This is a genomic window from Fredinandcohnia onubensis, assembly GCF_002734215.1.
GTDB lineage: Bacteria > Bacillota > Bacilli > Bacillales > Bacillaceae_L > Ferdinandcohnia > Ferdinandcohnia onubensis.
In genome coordinates, this window is sequence record NZ_NSEB01000015.1 from 1 (window position 1) to 18,468 (window position 18,468).

The 18,468-nt window shown below is 38.4% G+C and carries 17 protein-coding genes, 1 pseudogene and 1 riboswitch; of the genes and pseudogenes, 14 read left to right on the forward strand and 4 right to left on the reverse strand.

Annotation, left to right across the window (positions count from 1 at the left end):
- Positions 1-35: 35 nt before the first annotated feature.
- Together bcaP and CKK03_RS17905 are read right to left on the reverse strand one after the other, a co-directional pair.
- Entirely contained in the window at positions 36-1,436 is a 1,401-nt protein-coding gene (bcaP, locus tag CKK03_RS17900; protein WP_099363893.1) for a branched-chain amino acid transporter BcaP, read from the reverse strand.
- Positions 1,437-1,550: 114 nt separating this feature from the next.
- Complete coding sequence (locus tag CKK03_RS17905; RefSeq protein ID WP_099363894.1) at positions 1,551-2,657, reverse strand: CdaR family transcriptional regulator; 1,107 nt, start codon at positions 2,655-2,657, stop codon at positions 1,551-1,553.
- A gap of 145 nt (positions 2,658-2,802) precedes the next feature.
- Here CKK03_RS17905 and CKK03_RS17910 point away from each other — a divergent pair, with 145 nt between their 5' ends.
- The 12 genes from CKK03_RS17910 (at position 2,803) to CKK03_RS17965 (ending at position 16,270) form a co-directional block, all read left to right on the forward strand.
- Entirely contained in the window at positions 2,803-3,972 is a 1,170-nt protein-coding gene (locus CKK03_RS17910) for a glycerate kinase (RefSeq protein ID WP_099363895.1), read from the forward strand.
- A complete protein-coding gene (locus CKK03_RS17915) occupies positions 3,950-5,059 on the forward strand; it encodes a 2-keto-3-deoxygluconate permease (protein ID WP_099363896.1) in 1,110 nt (369 codons plus the stop codon). The genes CKK03_RS17910 and CKK03_RS17915 overlap by 23 nt, the downstream gene beginning before the upstream one ends.
- 83 nt (positions 5,060-5,142) lie before the next feature.
- The gene (gene larA / locus CKK03_RS17920; RefSeq protein ID WP_099363897.1) at positions 5,143-6,411 is read left to right on the forward strand and encodes a nickel-dependent lactate racemase; all 1,269 of its coding nucleotides are present in this window, start codon (positions 5,143-5,145) and stop codon (positions 6,409-6,411) included.
- Positions 6,412-6,459: 48 nt separating this feature from the next.
- Positions 6,460-6,759: a UxaA family hydrolase gene (locus tag CKK03_RS17925; protein ID WP_099363898.1), complete on the forward strand. Its 300-nt coding sequence runs from the start codon at positions 6,460-6,462 to the stop codon at positions 6,757-6,759.
- A 13-nt stretch (positions 6,760-6,772) separates the two neighbouring features.
- The gene (locus CKK03_RS17930; RefSeq protein WP_099364107.1) at positions 6,773-7,921 is read left to right on the forward strand and encodes a UxaA family hydrolase; all 1,149 of its coding nucleotides are present in this window, start codon (positions 6,773-6,775) and stop codon (positions 7,919-7,921) included.
- A gap of 150 nt (positions 7,922-8,071) precedes the next feature.
- A riboswitch (Lysine riboswitch) is annotated at positions 8,072-8,253 on the forward strand.
- 99 nt (positions 8,254-8,352) lie between these two features.
- Positions 8,353-9,189: a transporter substrate-binding domain-containing protein gene (locus CKK03_RS17935; protein ID WP_099363899.1), complete on the forward strand. Its 837-nt coding sequence runs from the start codon at positions 8,353-8,355 to the stop codon at positions 9,187-9,189.
- 65 nt (positions 9,190-9,254) lie between these two features.
- Entirely contained in the window at positions 9,255-10,001 is a 747-nt protein-coding gene (locus tag CKK03_RS17940; RefSeq protein ID WP_099363900.1) for an amino acid ABC transporter permease, read from the forward strand.
- An 18-nt stretch (positions 10,002-10,019) separates the two neighbouring features.
- Positions 10,020-10,763 carry an amino acid ABC transporter ATP-binding protein gene (locus tag CKK03_RS17945; RefSeq protein ID WP_099363901.1) on the forward strand — a complete coding sequence of 248 codons (744 nt, stop codon included), beginning with the start codon at positions 10,020-10,022 and terminating at the stop codon, positions 10,761-10,763.
- A 268-nt stretch (positions 10,764-11,031) separates the two neighbouring features.
- On the forward strand, positions 11,032-11,397 hold the full coding sequence (locus CKK03_RS17950; protein WP_099354449.1) for a Na-translocating system protein MpsC family protein: 366 nt from the start codon (positions 11,032-11,034) through the stop codon (positions 11,395-11,397).
- A gap of 152 nt (positions 11,398-11,549) precedes the next feature.
- A complete protein-coding gene (locus CKK03_RS17955) occupies positions 11,550-13,052 on the forward strand; it encodes an NADH dehydrogenase subunit 5 (protein ID WP_099363902.1) in 1,503 nt (500 codons plus the stop codon).
- 26 nt (positions 13,053-13,078) lie between these two features.
- On the forward strand, positions 13,079-15,706 hold the full coding sequence (locus CKK03_RS17960; protein ID WP_099363903.1) for a DUF2309 domain-containing protein: 2,628 nt from the start codon (positions 13,079-13,081) through the stop codon (positions 15,704-15,706).
- 60 nt (positions 15,707-15,766) lie between these two features.
- Positions 15,767-16,270, forward strand: coding sequence for a carbonic anhydrase (locus tag CKK03_RS17965; protein WP_099363904.1), 504 nt, complete (start codon positions 15,767-15,769; stop codon positions 16,268-16,270).
- 103 nt (positions 16,271-16,373) lie between these two features.
- On the opposite strand, the gene yidC is transcribed toward CKK03_RS17965, so the two are convergent.
- Positions 16,374-17,165 (reverse strand): membrane protein insertase YidC, encoded by a 792-nt coding sequence (yidC, locus tag CKK03_RS17970; RefSeq protein WP_099363905.1) that lies wholly within the window; start codon positions 17,163-17,165, stop codon positions 16,374-16,376.
- 22 nt (positions 17,166-17,187) lie between these two features.
- Positions 17,188-17,484 carry a hypothetical protein gene (locus CKK03_RS17975; protein WP_099363906.1) on the reverse strand — a complete coding sequence of 99 codons (297 nt, stop codon included), beginning with the start codon at positions 17,482-17,484 and terminating at the stop codon, positions 17,188-17,190.
- A gap of 345 nt (positions 17,485-17,829) precedes the next feature.
- Between CKK03_RS17975 and CKK03_RS17980 the strand changes: the two are divergent.
- A pseudogene (locus tag CKK03_RS17980) lies at positions 17,830-17,951 on the forward strand (IS1595 family transposase); the annotation flags it as partial.
- Positions 17,952-18,051: 100 nt separating this feature from the next.
- Positions 18,052-18,459 (forward strand): GNAT family N-acetyltransferase, encoded by a 408-nt coding sequence (locus tag CKK03_RS17985; RefSeq protein ID WP_099363907.1) that lies wholly within the window; start codon positions 18,052-18,054, stop codon positions 18,457-18,459.
- Positions 18,460-18,468: the final 9 nt, after the last annotated feature.

An 18,468-nucleotide genomic window follows, 5' to 3' on the forward strand; every position in this document is an offset into this window, starting at 1 on the left:
ACTATTCGAAGCTAGTTATGTCCCAGCCTCACTTCTTATCTTTCCTTATCTTTATTCATTACGCTATGTTTTTTACCATAGACAAAATAGAAAAGTAATCCAAATAAAAACCAAACACCACATGCAATCCAAGTAAAGACAGAGAGCTGGGTCATTAAGAATAAACATAATAAGAATGAAAGAATCGGTAAGAATGGATAGAACGGTACTTTAAACCCATTGGATGGGAGACTCTTATTTTTTCTTAAGTAAAGAATACCAATTGAGACAACTGTAAATGCAAGTAATGTTCCCATATTTACTAGTTCTGCTAGCTTTGATAACGGAATGAAGCCGGCACAAAAAGCTACAATTGCTGCAAATACCCATGTGTTTTTAACGGGTGTTTTATGTTTTTTACTAAGTTCATACATACTTTTCGGCAGCAATCCATCACGGCCAAACGCGTAAAGAAGTCTAGTTCCTCCGTATGACATAACGAGTATCACTGTCATCATCCCGACAACAGCCCCAAGTGAAATAACACCAGCCACCCAATCTTGATGAACGATTTGCATCACGTAGCTAACTGGATCACTTACATTCAGCTTTGTGTAAGAAACCATCCCAGTCAAAACAAGGGAAACAGCTCCATAAAGAATTGTACAAATAAATAACGAACCAATAATTCCTATTGGCATATTACGTTGTGGGTTCTTTACCTCTTCAGCAGCTGATGAAACAGCATCGAACCCAAGATAAGCAAAGAAAACAAGGGCTGCCCCACTTATCACGCCATTCATTCCGAAGGGCAAGAATGGTTGCCAATTAGCAGGCTCTACATAAAAAATACCTACTCCAATAAATAAGAGAATAACACCTACTTTAATAAATACCATAATCATATTAATCTTTGTAGATTCTCTTATTCCGAGTGTTAATAAATAAGCAGTAGCAAATATAATGACTATAGCAGGTATATTTATATATGTTCCATCTGCTGGATTAAAAGAACCTGAAATGGCTTTTGGAATGGTAATATTAAAACCTTCTAATAAAGCACTTAAATATGCAGACCAACCAGTTGCAACTGCTGCAACGGCTAGGCCATATTCCAATAGTAAAGCCCATCCAACTAACCAAGCGACTACTTCTCCAAATACAACGTAAACATACGTATATGCACTACCCGTTACTGGTACGGATGAGGAAAATTCTGAATAGCACAAAGCTGCCAATGCGCAGACTATCGCAGCAATAATAAATGAAAAAACGATACCTGGTCCTGCGTGCCCCGCGGCTACTGTCCCAGGAAGAATGAATATACCCGTTCCTACAATGGCACCCACTCCAAGTAGCATTAAATCAAAGGCACCTAATGTTTGCGGTAGCTGGATATCTCCGTTTTTTTTCAATAACTCTCCGAGATCTTTTTTCCTGAATAATATATTTTTCATGCTAACCCTCATTTTTTGAAAATATGTACAAATTCTATATGTATATGAATAAAAGGTCAATCGTTTTTGTCGAATTACCAATATTTTTGTCGAATTATAAAAGCTCTCCACCTTTCACTGCGGGGGAGAGCAAGTTCCATTATGTAGCCAAATGACCATTTGCAATAGAAAGGCATCATGAAAGTTTTGTGGGTCATAGCCGCTTTCTGTTTTTATTTTGTTAAGACGGTAAATGAGAGTATTGCGATGAATGTAAAGTTTTTTCGCAGTTTCCTTTATATTTAAATTCGAGTCAAAGAATGCTTGAAGCGTATCAAAATGATTGATAAGGTCACCCTTGCTTTCTAGTATTCTTTCGGAAAACTGTTTTGCTAGCTTTGGATCAATTTGGTGAACGAGTGCCTTCGGTTCAATGTCGGTATATGAAATGATTCTTTGTTCAGGTTTACTGATGGCTAAGGCAATTTCACATTCATGATAACCCTGATTAATCTGTAGAAGGTGGTGAATGAGTGGAGAAAATGCTAAACGAACGTGAACCTTCATTTTTTCAAATTCTTTACAAAGGGAAGTTAACTTCTTTTTTGCACCTTCGTGAGTGACCCGAGTTAATAGTAGCAACAATTTATTGCCATGAATAAATCCTGCCAACACTTCTTCTTTTCCAACCGCTTCTTCTGTATTTTTGATAAGCAAGTGACTTGAAAGAGAATAATCAACTATCTCAATTAAGCTAACGACGAAAGGACCAGTAAGCTTCATATTAAGTAGGCTAAGCCAGCGTTCAATATTAATTGTGTTCGGTTTCTCCTTCAAAAGTTCTTCGATAATCGTTTCTTTCGTTTTTTGGCGCCATTCCGTTTGGGAAGCCATGTAAGCTTGCTTAATCATTAATTCAGCCATCATTTTAACAAGGCCTCCACGGTCTCCTATTATGTGGGGTTCCCCTGTAATTCCGATGACTCCGACAACCTCACCATGAAAATGAATCGGTAAATTAATTCCTTGCTGTGTGCCACGAAGTTGGCCTTGATTTTCTGATGTAATTTCAAGTGCCTTTCCAGTTTTAACAACTTCTAATGCACCTTCGTGGATCCAATCTAGACGAGAGGGGTCACTCGTTGCAATAATAACTCCTTCTTCATCCATGATATTGATATTCAGGTTCATGACCTTCGAAGTTTCTTTTACTAACATCTCAGCAATTTCCCTAGTAATCATTTAATTCTCCTCTTAGTTATTGAATACAAAAAATCATTCAAATTTATATAATTATTTGTATTCTACATATAAAGAAGAATTGATGCAAGTACATTATAATTAAATAAACAGAATATTGTAAGCGTTTGCGTAGGGGGGATACAAAATAAAGATCATAATTGCGCCAGATTCCTTTAAGGGCAGTGTAACTGCAATGGAAGCGGCCATATCAATTGAAAAGGGAATAAAAAATGCCTATCCGAATGCAGAAACAAAGTTAATACCTGTGGCGGATGGGGGAGAAGGAACGATGGAGAATCTCGTTTCTTCGACGAAAGGACATAAAGTTTCAGTGACTGTAACAGGTCCCCTTGGTAAACCAATCGAAGCATCTTACGGGGTGCTAGGTGATAACGAGACATGCATTATAGAAATGGCTAGTGCATCCGGGTTGGATTTAATTAGTCGTTCTGAGCGTGACCCTCTTACTGCAACGACATTTGGCACAGGGGAATTAATTAAGAAAGCGCTTGACAAAGGTTATCGAAATTTTGTCTTAGCCATCGGTGGATCCGCCACAAATGATGGTGGTGTTGGGATGCTACAGGCTCTTGGTATGCAAATTCTAGACAAATCTGGAAAGGAAATTGGTTTTGGTGGCGGTGCCTTAAATCAAATACATGAAGTACTTATGGATCATTTTGATAAACGAATCCAAGAAAGTTACTTTTTAATTGCCTCTGATGTGGAAAATCCACTTGTAGGTGAAAAGGGAGCTTCTCATGTGTTTGGACCACAAAAAGGAGCTACAGATGAAATGGTTCGAGTCCTGGACGAAAACCTTACTCATTGGGGCAATGTAGTGGAACAAGTAACGGGGATCCGGTTGCATGAAAGACCGGGAGCTGGGGCTGCGGGAGGAATTGGAGGAGCCTTTCAAGCGTTTTTTCCATCCACTATGAAAAGAGGGGTAGATGTCGTTATTGAATACTCCAAGCTTGAAGAAAATCTTAAAGGGGCTGACCTTGTCATTACTGGGGAAGGGCAGGTGGATTTTCAAACAGCTTATGGAAAAACTCCCATGGGGGTGGCTCAAACAGCAAAGAAGCTTAATATTCCAACGATCATTATCGCGGGCTCCATAGGTGAAAGAATTCAAACCTTATATCAATATGGAATCATTGGGGTTTTTAGCATTATTAATCGTCCAATGAGCTTAGACGAAGCGATGATAGAGTCAAAAGAATTGTTAGAACTTACAGCTGAGCAGGTAAGCCGCACATATTTTTTCAATAAAGAGGGGGTAAATGGGAATGAAAATCAAGCAAACAATTGAGAAAGTACCAGGTGGATTAATGGTTGTACCTTTGATGCTGGGGGCGTTATTTAATACAGTCGATCAAATGCACATTCCAGCAGTTATGGATGCTTTAAAATCTTTGGGGGTTGCTCCAACTGCCGATGGTCATTATGAGTTTTTACGGATTGGTGGATTCTCTGAACAATTATTTAAAAATGGTGCATTAACATTAATTGCATTATTCCTATTTTGCGCAGGTAGCCAGATGAATCTTAGAGTCGGTGGGGTTGCTTTGAAAAAAGGAGTTTTGCTGACAACATCAAAATATTTAACTGGGCTTGCTGTTGGACTATTGTTTGGATACTTTTTTGACCCAATGAATGGTTTACTTGGTTTATCGACATTGGCAATCATTGCTGCAATGACAAATGGAAACGGTGGGATGTATGCAGCCCTAACAGGTCAATATGGAAACAGGTCGGATGTAGGTGCTGTATCTGTCCTATCATTAAACGATGGGCCGTTTTTTACATTAATGTCACTGGGCCTATTAGGTTCCAAATTCCCAATCATTTCTTTTATCGCAGTATTATTACCTATTGCTCTAGGAATGCTTCTAGGGAATCTTGACCCTGAAATTCGTGAATTTTTGGCTCCAGGAGAAATCTTACCGGTTCCATTCTTTGCATTTGCACTTGGTGCAGGAATGAACTTTATGACATTCTTCAACCCTAGCGTTGTTGGCGCTGGATTACTTCTAGGAATTATGACAACCGTATTAACAGGGTTAACGGGTATTCTCGTGTTTAAGCTGTTTAGAGAGAAAAGTCAAATTGCCCCGGTGGCTGAAGCGTCTACGGCGGGTAATGCTGTAGGTACGCCGGCAGCTATTGCAGCGGCTGCGACTGTTGCAGCTGGTTCTGGTATGATGAGTGCTGCTGAAGCTCAAGCCTATCAGGATATTGCGAACATAGCTACGATGCAAATATCAATATCTGTATTAACGACGGCCATTCTTTGTCCAATCGCTGTTATACTAATGGATAAATACCAAAGAAGTAAAGGCATTGATGCGAAACTGGAAAATCCCGGAGCGCCAAAAGACCCTGGAGTACCAGTATAAAAAACAAGCTCCACCCCTGGCCATTTAAGAGGCTAGGGGTGGTTATTTATTAAAAAACATCATGAGTTAAAAAGGAGAAAAAAATGCAAACAACATTACTTTACGGAAAAGACAATTTAACAATTAATGTACCGGACAATGCTCTTATTTTAGAACCACAAAATCCCTCAGGTCTAGAGGATGAAATGGGAGCATTACAAGAGGCCCTCAAAAATCCAATTGGATCACCACCATTAGCAGAAATGGTGAAAGCAACCGATAAAGTAGCTATCGTCATTAGTGACATCACACGGCCAACGCCTAATGAAAAACTTGTTCCGGCTTTAATTAAGGAATTAAACCATGTTCCGCTTGAAAACTTTGTGATTATTAATGGAACGGGAACGCATCGTGATCAAACGGAGGAAGAGTTCGTTCAAATGCTAGGTCAATGGGTTGTTGATAACATTCGGATTATTAATAACCATTGTCATGATAAGGAAACACTTGTCAAAGTAGGGGATAGTAAATTTGGTTGTGACGTTTATTTAAACAAAGAATATGTGGAAGCAGATTTTCGAATCGTAACGGGTTTTATCGAGCCACACTTTTTTGCTGGCTTTTCAGGCGGACCAAAAGGAATCATGCCAGGGATTGCAGGGATTGAAACGATAATGACCTTCCATAATGCAAGAATGATTGGTGATCCGTTAGCAACATGGGGAAATATGGTGAAAAACCCTCTTCAGGAGATGACAAGGGAAATTAACATGATGTGTAAACCACATTTTATGCTGAATGTCACTTTGAATCGTGATAAGCAGATTACAAATGTGTTTGCTGGGGAATTAATTGCTGCCCATGACAAAGGTTGTGCGTATGCAAAAGAACACGCAATGACGAAATGTGAACAGCGCTTTGATGTCGTCATAACATCAAATTCTGGCTATCCACTCGATCAGAATCTGTACCAGGCCGTAAAAGGTATGAGTGCTGCTCATAAAATTGTGAAAAAAGGGGGAGCGATCATTATCGCTTCAGAATGTTCAGATGGGCTTCCAAGCCATGGGAATTACGGAGATATCTTAAAAATGGCCAAGTCTCCACAAGAAATCCTAGATATGATCAATGACCCAGAGTTTAAAACATTTGACCAGTGGCAAGTGCAAAAGCAGGCTGTTATTCAAGTATGGGCGGATGTGTATGTGTATTCACTACTTACAGATGAACAAGTGACACAGGCAATGTTGAAGCCAACACATAATATTGAACAAACGTTAGAACAGCTTAAAGAAAAGTATGGAGAAGACATGTCTGTAGCGGTACTACCGTTAGGGCCATTAACGATTCCGTATGTCGATTCTGAGGATTAAAAAAATCTAATGAGATTAACATCTTTTAAAATAGAGGAGGGCTGAGTCATGTCTCAAAGTTTTTCGGCTGTATTAATGAATGAGAGAGATAATGTTGCAACCGTTTTAGTAGATCTAGAGGCTAAAATCTTTGTTACTGCTTCGTATGGTGATAGGAAAATTGATGTAAAACTCTTACACTCAATTCCCTTTGGGCACAAATTTGCCGTTGATTCTATTAAAAAAGGTGAAAAGATTTATAAATATGGTGAAATCATAGGTGTTGCTTCATGTGATATTGAGATAGGAGAGCATGTCCATGTACACAATCTCGAAGGAACACGTGGTAGGGGGGATATAAGTGGATAATCAAGAATATTTTATGGGGTATAGACGTCCAGATGGAAAAGTTGGGGTTCGTAATCATGTGTTGATTCTCCCAACTATCACCTGTGCGACACAAGCTGCATACCAAGTTACCCAGCTTGTGCATGGGACTGTAAGTTTTATTCATCAACATGGCTGTACACAGGTTGGAGTGGATTATGATCAAACCTTTCGAACCTATGTTGGTGTAGGCCTTAATCCAAATGTGTATGGTGTAGTCGTGCTAGGCTTAGGTTGTGAAACACATCAAGCAAGAAGTGTCGCAGAAGAGATTGCTAAAAGCGGAAAGCCGGTTGAGACTGTTTCCATTCAAGAAAATGGAGGTACCTTGCAAACGATCGCTAACGCAGCCAAAGTTGCAGCAAAGATGGTTCAGGATGCCTCTGCAATTATGAGAGAGCCTTGTCATGTCAGTGAATTGATCATTGGAACGGAATGCGGTGGTTCGGATGCATGCTCAGGTCTATCTGCAAACCCTGCAGTTGGCCATGTGAGTGATTTAATTGTAAAAGCAGGTGGAACTGCAATCCTTGCAGAAACTACAGAATTAATCGGTGCCGAACATTTACTTGCTAACCGAGCAGTTGATGATCGTACCGTAGAAAGAGTATATGAAAAGATTAAGCAGGCAGAAGGTCGAGCGCTCATGATGGGGATTGATATCCGGACAGGTAATCCTACGCCTGGAAATATCGCTGGTGGGCTAAGTTCACTTGAGGAAAAGTCACTCGGAGCAGCTACAAAGTCTGGAACAAGTCCGCTTCAAGAACTAATTGACTATGCAGACATTCCAACTAAAAAAGGGCTTGTCTGGATGGATACTCCAGGGCAGGACATTGAACAGCTTACAGGAATGGTCGCAGGAGGTGCACAGGTAGTCCTCTTTACAACTGGTCGTGGTACACCGACGGGATCGCCAATTGCTCCTGTTATTAAAATTTCAACGAATACACCCATGTTTAATAGTATGAGAGATAATATGGATTTGAATGCTGGGACCATTATTGAAGGAAAAGAAACGGTTCAATCTGTTGGACAATCTATTTTTGATGAAATTAAATCCGTCTCGTCTGGTAAACTAACAAAATCTGAAATTTTGAAGCAAAACGACTTTGGTATTTGGAGAATCGGACCAACCTTTTAGTGTTATGTTCTATGACGATTTATGTGTTTTCATGTCGCGGATAGTTTCTGGCTAGTGCGAATTACTAGATATTACTAATGAATAGTGGTTGACGAATAGATAGATAGTATTGTAGTATAAAAACACAATTTAATAAGGCCTCACTTTTACTAGTGAGGTAGAGGCGCGATATTTAACAGTCTTTAGTGGAGTTTGAGGAAACAGTGATGCTAAGGAGAAGGAAATGTCGCCGAAGTTTGTAATACCCTCAGTATTACATGCTGGGTCTGTAGTTAAGAGCTGCAGGACTGTCTCAATAAACCGCCAGTTTATTGAGTTGTGCTATCTCATTTGAGATAAAAGAGAGGACCTTAGGGCAAACTTACTGCGACCTGAGTATATCTCAGGTCGTTTTTTTGTCGAAATTTATAAAAATATGGAGGAGAAACAGCATGAGAAGCAAATTACCATTATTTCTTGTATTACTAATTTCTAGCATTCTATTATTAACGGGGTGTGGAACAAGTACTAGTTCGGATTCTGGGTCATCAAAAGATAATACTTTTAAGGTAGGTCTTGAAGCTGGATATGCACCGTTTAACTGGACACAAAACGATGATTCCAATGGTGCAGTAAAAATAAATGGTTCTGCAGAGTATGCAGGTGGATATGATGTGGAAATTGCAAAAAAAGTAGCTGAAGGTTTAGGTAAAGAATTAGTGATTGTTAAAACAGAGTGGGATGGTCTTGTGCCAGCTTTAACATCAGGTAAAATTGATGCAATCATAGCTGGTATGTCACCAACAGCAGAACGAAAAGAAACTATCGACTTTTCGGATAATTACTATACGTCGAATTTAGTTATGGTTGTGAAAAAAGGAAGCACTTATGAAGGTGCTACTTCTATACAAGACTTTAACGGAGCAAAAATTACGGCTCAATTAAATACATTCCACTATACAGTAATCGACCAAATTGAAGGTGTCGAAAAGAAAACGGCGATGGACAACTTCCCAGCAATGCGAGTAGCACTTGAGTCAGGAATGATTGATGGTTACGTTTCTGAACGTCCAGAGGGTATTAGTGCTTCATCTGCTAATGAGAACTTTGTAATGGTTGAATTTGAAGAAGGATTTGAAACATCAGAAGATGATACAGCAATTGCTGTCGGACTTCAAAAGGGCAGCGAATTAACAGAAAAAATAAATGAAATTTTAACAGGTATTTCAGAAGAAGAACGTACAAGCATTATGGATTCGGCTATTCAAAATCAACCAGCAGCAGAATAAAAAATACAGGGAACCGACTGTATATCAACATGCAGTCGGTTTTATAGGGCAAAGGAGGAGAAACAATGAGTTTTGAGTGGGTCATTAAAATTATCATCGAAAACTGGCCAATGTTCCTTCGTGGTGCGGGTTTAACACTTTTGATCGCTCTTATCGGGACGATCTTTGGGGCAATGATTGGATTGCTGGCAGGAGTTGTCCGTACAATACCAATGCCCGAACGTGGAGTGAACAAAGTATTTTTAAAAGTCATTAATGCCATCCTCTCCATCTATATTGAATTCTTCCGTGGAACACCGATGATTGTACAAGCGATGGTTATATATTATGGTTCTGCGTTAGCATTTGGGATAGATATGAATGTTTTTGTTGCAGCGATCATTGTTGTCTCGATTAATACAGGCGCTTATATGGCTGAGTATGTTCGTGGTGGGATTGTATCGATTGATAAGGGACAGTTTGAAGCAGCACATGCGATTGGAATGAATCATTTCCAAACGATGTGGAACGTTGTATTGCCACAAGTTATACGTAATATTCTACCTGCAACAGGTAATCAATTTGTGATTAATATTAAAGATACCTCCGTTCTGAATGTGATTTCAGTTACAGAATTATATTTCGTGACAAAATCAATATCAGGCAATAATTTTAGATATTTTGAATCGTTTTTCGTAGCATGTATGATTTATTTTGTGATGACCTTTATTGTTACAAGAATTCTACTATACTTTGAAAGAAAATTAGATGGCTCTGATAACTATACGATGATTGGGAACGACCGCCCCATACAAGTTAATCAACAACAATAGGAAGAAGGAGGAGAGAATATGGAAAAGATTATTGATATTCAACACTTAAGCAAATCCTTTGGCACTCATGAAGTACTAAGAGATATTGATTTCTCGGTGAATAAAGGAGAAGTTGTCTCCATCATCGGTTCCTCCGGATCTGGTAAATCAACTCTTCTTCGTTGTGTTAATCTATTAGAAAGACCTAGCGGCGGGCAAATTATCTATCAAGGTGAAAATATTTTGGATAACAAGCATGATGTCGCTACCTACCGAAGACATTTAGGAATGGTCTTCCAACAATTTAATTTATTCAATAATCATAATGTCCTAAGCAATTGTGTAGTAGGGCAACTAAAAGTATTGAAACGCACGAAGGAAGAAGCGGAAAGAGTAGCGATGAAATACTTGAAGGTTGTTGGCATGGATAAATACATTAACGCCAAGCCAAAGCAATTATCTGGTGGGCAAAAGCAACGTGTAGCGATTGCAAGAGCACTTTCGATGGAACCAGATGTCATGTTATTTGATGAGCCAACATCAGCACTTGATCCAGAAATGGTAGGAGAAGTCCTAAAAGTCATGAAGGAACTTGCTGAGTCAGGTCTTACGATGTTAATCGTAACGCACGAAATGGAATTTGCAAAAGAAGTATCGGATCGAGTCGTATTTATGGATAAGGGTGTTATTGCTGAAGAAGGAAGTCCAGAGCACATCTTCAATAACCCAACCCAAGCTCGTACGAGGGAATTCCTAAAACGTACAATCGTACAAGCCTATTAAAAAAACAAATAGAATCAATCATCTGTCAATTTAATATTGACAAGTTGCACTTTTTCAATTAAATTATTACTTAGATTAATAACCGAGTGATATTATTTACCTTCTGAATTATAATAAAGAGCTTTAGCATTTTATTAATGTAGAATTGGTAGAATGAAGAAGCAATCTTTTTGTATTTAGAAGTACAGAATAAGACAAATCGGTATATTTTTAGACTTAGAGGGAATAGTCTGGAAATATACCGATTTTTTGTTTAGGGGGAAGTTTCTTGAAAAAAACAAAAGGGTCTATCGAAGCAGAAATTAGCAAAGCGATTACTCATTGGGAAAAGGATTTTCTGGGTCGTGGATCTGTTTCCGTTAAAACAGATATTCTCCGTGATATGATAATCGTTTATTTACAAGGTATATTAACTCCTGCGGAATATGCTGTTTGTCAAACAAAGGATGGCATGCTATCAATTAAACATACTCGGTCCGGGTTAGTTGAATCTGGTTTAGATGGTTTAAAAGAAATCATCTTATCCATAACTGGAGAAGAAGTTAAAAGCTTTCATACTGATTTAAGTACTCGTACTGGAGAACGAGTTATCGTATTTAAGTTGTTTAATGATCTAGAGAAAGAATTAGTTTAGGGAGATTTTTAAAAGACTTTATGAGTCAGTTAAAAATAAACCGAGAACTAGTATCAGTGGTTACTACTGCTGGTACTAGCTCTCGGTTTTTTTATTTAATAGCTTTATTTTTACTATTTTAGTTCGGTCCATTTTTGACGGAGGGAAGTTTTATGATTTCGAATAGCATATCCATACTACTTACCTTATTTTTTATCGCACTTTTTTTATCTGTGGTAAGTGGATTCGTATTCTTAACTAAACGGGTACCCTTGGGTTATGTGCGGGTACACATAGGGATCATTTCATTGCCTGCTTTGGTGTCATTATTGATTCTTTTAATGAACAATATGAATCACAATGTTGGCCCCTTGCACTTGGATTCTTTAGCTTGGCTTATGGCATGTTTTGTTCTTACGATAGGTATTGTCATCCAACGCTTTTCTGTAAGGTATTTACAAGGAGATCGTTCTTACCGGAAATACTTTGCATTCTTCACACTCATTACAAGTACTGCTTCTGTATCCTGGTTAAGTGATGACCTTCGATTGATGGTAGGTTGTTGGGGAATCACTCTTATAGGGTTAACGATTCTTATAAGTCTAAAGAGGGAGTGGAAGGTAACGAGAGTAGCAACAAGACTTTCTGTTCAGGTATTTGCAGGTAGTTGGTTGGCTCTCCTATTTGCGATCATTTGGCTTTCTCAAATTACAGGCAGCTGGAAGCTATCTCTCATCTTGACTAATGAAAGTCTGACACATATAGGTACATGGGAAAAGACAGGAATAAATCTATTGTTGGTTTTGGCTGTCATCATTCCAGCAGCTCAATGGCCATTTCAAAAATGGTTAATAGAATCTGTTGTTGCTCCTACACCCGTTTCTGCAATCATGCATGCTGGAATTGTAAATGCAGGCGGAATTATCCTAACACGATTCTCACCGTTGTTTAATGGGGATAAAGCTCAGATTATTTTACTCGTCCTCTCCATTAATTCTGTCTTAATCGGTAGTGGAATAAGTTTGGTACAGGTTGATTATAAACGTCAATTGGTAGGTTCTACAATTGCTCAGATGGGTTTTATGCTGATTCAATGTGCATTAGGTGCTTATTCAGCAGCCATTATTCACCTTATATTACATGGCATTTTTAAGGCTACTCTTTTTTTACAGGCTGGTTCGGCAATACGCCGGATTGAAGTCTCTTCTAATGTGACTAAAAGATCGTCCATATTATGGATTTTCGCTGGTTATGGATTAGGTTTACTTACGGGGATTGCTTATTGGAGGATGTCGTCTAGTGGGCCATATGACATTGTGACTGCTTTGATAGTAGGGTGGTCCTTATCATTTGCTTGGATGCAGTTGGTTGTTTTTTGTAAAGGGAAAATTGATAGATTGGCCGGTCTTTTCTTTTTGGGCGGATCAGCAACAGTCTACTTTCTTTTACATGGCTTTTTCAAAGAATGGTTACACACACCCGTTTTTCAAAGTCTTCAACTACCTATGCCAATCGTGTTCATTGTCGTTTGTCTATTGATACTTGGTAGTGTAATTGGCGCGCTCGCTTCTCGTTATCCTACTTCTCCCTTTTTCACCGTGCTTTTTCTTTGGTTAATAAAGTTTGGCGAAGGTGAAGCGAAGTCTACCGAAAGTCATCCAAGCTATCTTAAATAAATTACTTTCATAAGGAGGTTGTTGGTGTGACGGTATCCTCTACATTACAAAAAGAAATAAACATACAAATGGTTCAAGAAAAAGAAATCGATACAGTGATTGATATAAAAACGTTAGTTTCTTCAGCAAGTAGAGTAATAGCACCACTTGGACCGATTTCAACATTTGCGGCTCGTCATCCCTGGGTGGGACTGGAAGATTTAAAGTTTGAAGATGTTGCTAACTGGTTAAAAAACACCCGAAATGTAGAAATATACCCTAGTACTTCAATGATCCAATCGGCTAAAAATCGCGGGGAAATTGATGAAGGTTTTTTAGAAATGGGCTTGCAGCATTGGCTAAACTCACATTTTCTTAAAATCCCTCGGAAAGAGGCTGAACGTTTTTGCCGAGTTTCTCTAGAATTGGATTCGATGTCTGAAAATCCTTCTTCATCACCAGAGGTAGAAAAATTTTCAGAGAATACAAGAAAGCGAAATATAGAGCTTACCGAGAATATTCCAATGCAGCCCTTAAGCATGTATATAGAGCACAAGAATGGTGGGCATTTAACGGAAGTGCTAGATCATCATGTGATTAAATGGTGTAAGTTATATCTCGATGAATCTCAGGCAGGCTGGTCAATGCCGAAGCATAAAGAGGGATTTTATCGAACCTGGCAAAGACTTATACAGCATGACCCTGCATTACGTAAAAACCAACGCAAAATGTTTAGAAATTGGCCACAAGATGCAGAGACGGCGTTGGAAGTCGTATTATCTGCATTTAAAATTCCTCGACCAGAGATGCAAAATTACCTTGAAGGACATTTGCTATCTTTGCCTGGTTGGGCAGGCATGATGCTTTGGCGTTCTCAACAATCTCAACACGAACAATCACTTTTAGTAGAATATTTAGCCGTTCGAATTTCGATGGAATGGGTTCTAGTGAAACCTTACCTGCCTTTGCACATAAATAGCGTAGAGAAAAAAGTTCAACTTGATTCACTTATAGAAGCCTGGATTCAGTATGGTGGGCTAACAATTGAGAAATGGTTGAGGATGTCTACTACACAACAAGAAGAATATTTGACATTTGCCTACACGTTTAATGAAAAGATTCGAAAAAAATTGTGGCTTGAGGCTTGGGAACAAACATATACAGAGCAATTGAAAAAGAAAATCGTTGCTAACCAACAAGTAAACAATGAAACAAATCCTGCATTAGCCCAATTTGCATTTTGTATAGATGTCCGTTCTGAAACCTTTAGACGTTATTTAGAGAAAGAAGGGCCTTTTGAAACATTTGGTGTCGCTGGTTTCTTCGGATTACCAATTGAAACACGTGAACTTGATTGTAAACATACCCATGCCTCATTGCCCGTCATGAATAAACCAAAACAAAAGATTGAAGAAAGATCGGATACAAATGAACTAACACAATACCAACAACGTAAACAAGCGTTAGACTCTGTAACGTATACGTTTAAAACGATGAAACAGAATGCACTTCCAAGCTTACTTTTACCAGAGGTAAGTGCGCCATGGCTTATGATTCAAACGCTAGGCCGTAGTTTTTTACCCCGAAAAGCGGCACATTTCATACGTAATCTTCGGGAATCATGGATACGGAAACCAGAAACAAATCTCACACTTCATTCTGTTCGGAACAATGAATCTGAGATTTCAGTCGGTTTTTCTAAGGAAGATCAAGTTAATTATGTTCGTCAAACACTTAAGATGATGGGGCTGACTAAAAACATCGCACCATTAATTGTGATTTGTGGACACGGAAGTCAAAGTACAAACAATCCGTACGCAGCTTCTCTTGATTGTGGTGCTTGCGGTGGAGCATCAGGAGCGTTCAATGCTCGGGTTCTTGCAAATTTGTGCAACTTGTCAGAGGTAAGAAACGCACTTTTAACTGAGGGCATTGAAATTCCAGATGAAACGGTGTTCGTTGCAGCTGAGCATAATACAACTGTGAATGAACTGAAATGGATTTATGTTCCCAAATTATCAAGGCGAGCTCAGGAATCGTTTGATCGTATTGAGGAAGTCTTACCTAGCGTAAGTCATCAAGCAAATGCAGAATGTATATCACAATTACCAACTATCGACACTTATTGTAAAAATCCAAAGGCAGAGGCTCATCGGATTGCAGAAGATTGGAGTGAAGTACGTCCTGAATGGGGGTTGGCTCGTAATGCAGCTTTTATTATAGGAAAGAGAGAGCTGACCCATCATTGTGATTTAGAAGGAAGAGTTTTTCTTCATAATTATGATTGGGAGCAGGATCACGATGGAGAGATTCTCGCAAGCATCATTGCTGGGCCCGGAACCGTAGCCCAATGGATTAATTTACAGTATTATGCATCTACCGTTGCACCTCACTTCTATGGGAGTGGGAATAAAGGAACACAAACGATAACCTCAGGACTCGGTGTCATGCAAGGTGTTGCAAGTGATTTATTAACCGGACTTCCTTGGCAGTCTGTGATGAAGTCCGATGAAGAGGCTTATCACGCTCCTCTTCGTTTGCAAATCGTCATTCAAGCACCGAGAGAGTATGTGAAAAGATTATTAGAAAATGATGATGTGTTTAATCAAAAAGTCCAAAATGGATGGGTTAGGCTTGCATGCATTACTCCCCAATGCGATTGGGAAAACTATTAAAATTGAAATTTATGAAACTACTGTCTTTAAACAATTTATCAATATGAAAGGGTGTGCTGTATGGATAAAACAAGAAAAAAAACATTATTTATAACGGACATGGAATCTGGATTGGAGCCTATTCTACAAGAAGAGACGAACGTCCAACCTGAAAATATGTTAATGATACAAAGCTATGGCCCAATCATTTCTCACCCTTTTGGAGAAATAATGAGATCAATCATCCTTGCCATCTATCAGGAAAATGTTGAGGAGATATTTGTAGTTGGTACTACTGGCAAGAGGAACGTTTTAGATGATGCCCAAAGCCAACTGAAATTGACATCAGTAAATAAAAATATGAATGATAAGCTAAAAACAGTGGATTATCTTTTTAAAAATGTGAAACCAGATTTTGTTGATGGTAGTGTAAGCGAGTGGTTAGAGGGAAGTAGAAATGTCGGGGAAAGTATCAAAAAGAGTGTTGAAAAAATTCGCCATCATCCATTGGTACCACCAAATGTTAAAATTCATAGCTTAGTGGTAAATAAAAATGTAGAAGTCGCAGCAGTTAATCAACACTAAGACCTTAATTAGGCAATTACGATACCTTCTAATAGAAATTAAAAGGGCCCGGCCCCTGCGGAAAGTAGTGCTACCGCGGGGCCAGGCCCTATTCTTTATTTGTTTACATTTGTTTATGTTCAACGGCCGGCTCAAGCTTTTGGTTTCGATAAAGTCGATAACCAATAAATGACTGGATTGTCAGAAAAATACCGCCTACTGTCCAGTAAAGTGGCAGTGCAGCTGGAGCATTATATGAAATGACAACAATCATGATGGGTGATAATAATCCCATAAATTTCATTTGTTGTTGTTGGCTTTGCGCCATATTTAACTGTGAGATTCTAAATTGAGTGTAATAAATTACACCCGCAATAATGGTTAACAGTAAATCAGGTTGTCCTAGACTAAACCATAAAAAAGTGTGGTGAGTGATTTCTGCTGACCCACGAATGGCATAATATAGTCCAGTTAATATAGGCATTTGAATCAGAAGAGGCAAACAGCCCATATTAAGCGGGTTAATTCCATGCTTTCGATAAAGCCCCATCAATTCTCGTTGCAACTCTTGCTTCTTTTTCGGATCTGTTTCAGCTGTGATCTTTTCCTGAATCTTTTCCATTTCTGGCTTAAGTAACCCCATCTTTTCTTTCATCACCGATTGATTTTTATACTGTTTTAACATGGATGGCATCATAATCAATCGAATTAAAATAGTGACAATAATAATAGCCACTCCGTAACTACCATCAAACGTATTTGCGATAAAATTTATGAGTTTTGTTATAGGTTCCACTAAAAAAATGTGGAAAAACCCTTCATTACCCTCACTTGACTGAATTCCACATCCAGAAAGGAATGCAGTGAGGATAGATAATAGGACAATGAGTTTAGTAAAAGTGTGATTCTGTTTCATGTTTCCTCCTAAAAAGTTAGACTTAACTGTTAAGATAGAAGGAAACAACACCATCAGAATCATCACTTGTAGCCATTTTATGACGGATCGACTTTGTAATTCTCCTCGAGATAAAGTACTGAATTAAAAGACTCCTGTTACCATCAAAGCACTTATCTTCACCATTCTCTTTATCTGTAAAATTGGAAAACGGTGAACCAAAACCAATATGAACACTTTGTGTAGTCAGCATCAGTAACGTTAGCCCTATACAAATACTAACGTTAAGTGCCATATGAGTATATAATTCCGGATCAAGTAAAAATAAATCAAACAACAAAGGATTCTCACCTCTCAATTTCGTTAGCGAATACTTTTACTATACATGAATACAGTTAATCTCACAAAATTAAATTATGGAAGTGAGAGGGAGAATGGAGAGAAAGTAGGGGAAAGACTCCTTCATAAAAACGTACTCTCGTACAATCAAAATGGGTAAGTGAGGGCACCACAGAACGAGTTTGATTTAGAGTCGTATTTTGGTGCCCTAAACTATTATTCACTACTTATTTAACTGTCACTGTCAATGTATCTGTAATTTTTAAAAATTAGGTTATGTTAAAGGCTGTTGTTGATATTCGATAAATAGGAATTTACGTTCTGTAAAAACTATATAAAAGTGGTGATGACCGTGAGAGCAACTGATATTCTTAAAGCCATTCAAAGACTCATTCCAGCAGAAAAACACCGACTACGAGGTATTTAATTGACGCTCATACTGCAACTTCCTCGACAGGAACTGTTCTACTAAGTAAACGGGTGCGTTATCCAAGAAGGATTATCGCCTATTATAATAGAAGTTATTGAACTAACGGAGCAATGAGAAAAAAATTCAGGAGGTAACTATATGGTGAAATATATAAATTATACGACAGAACCCCCCATTAACTTTGACCAATTACTAACCCTATATGAATCTTTAGGATGGAATTCACTTAAATTAACAAGTAATGATTTGGAACGAATGTGCAATCAAAGTTGGTACGCCATTTACGCATTTGATGAAAAACAATTAGTGGGTATGGGACGTGTTATTTCAGATGGTGTAATTACTGGAGTAGTTTGTGGATTATGTGTTCTACCAAGCTATCAGTCCGAAGGAATCGGCAAAGAAATGGTGAATCGAATAATTCACCATTGTGATCAAAATCGGGTAATTCCTCAACTAATGTGTGTGGAAAGTTTGGAACCATATTATGAAACCTTTGGGTTAAAAAAATTTACCATTGGTATGTCAAAAAATATAAATAGATAGATTTAACTT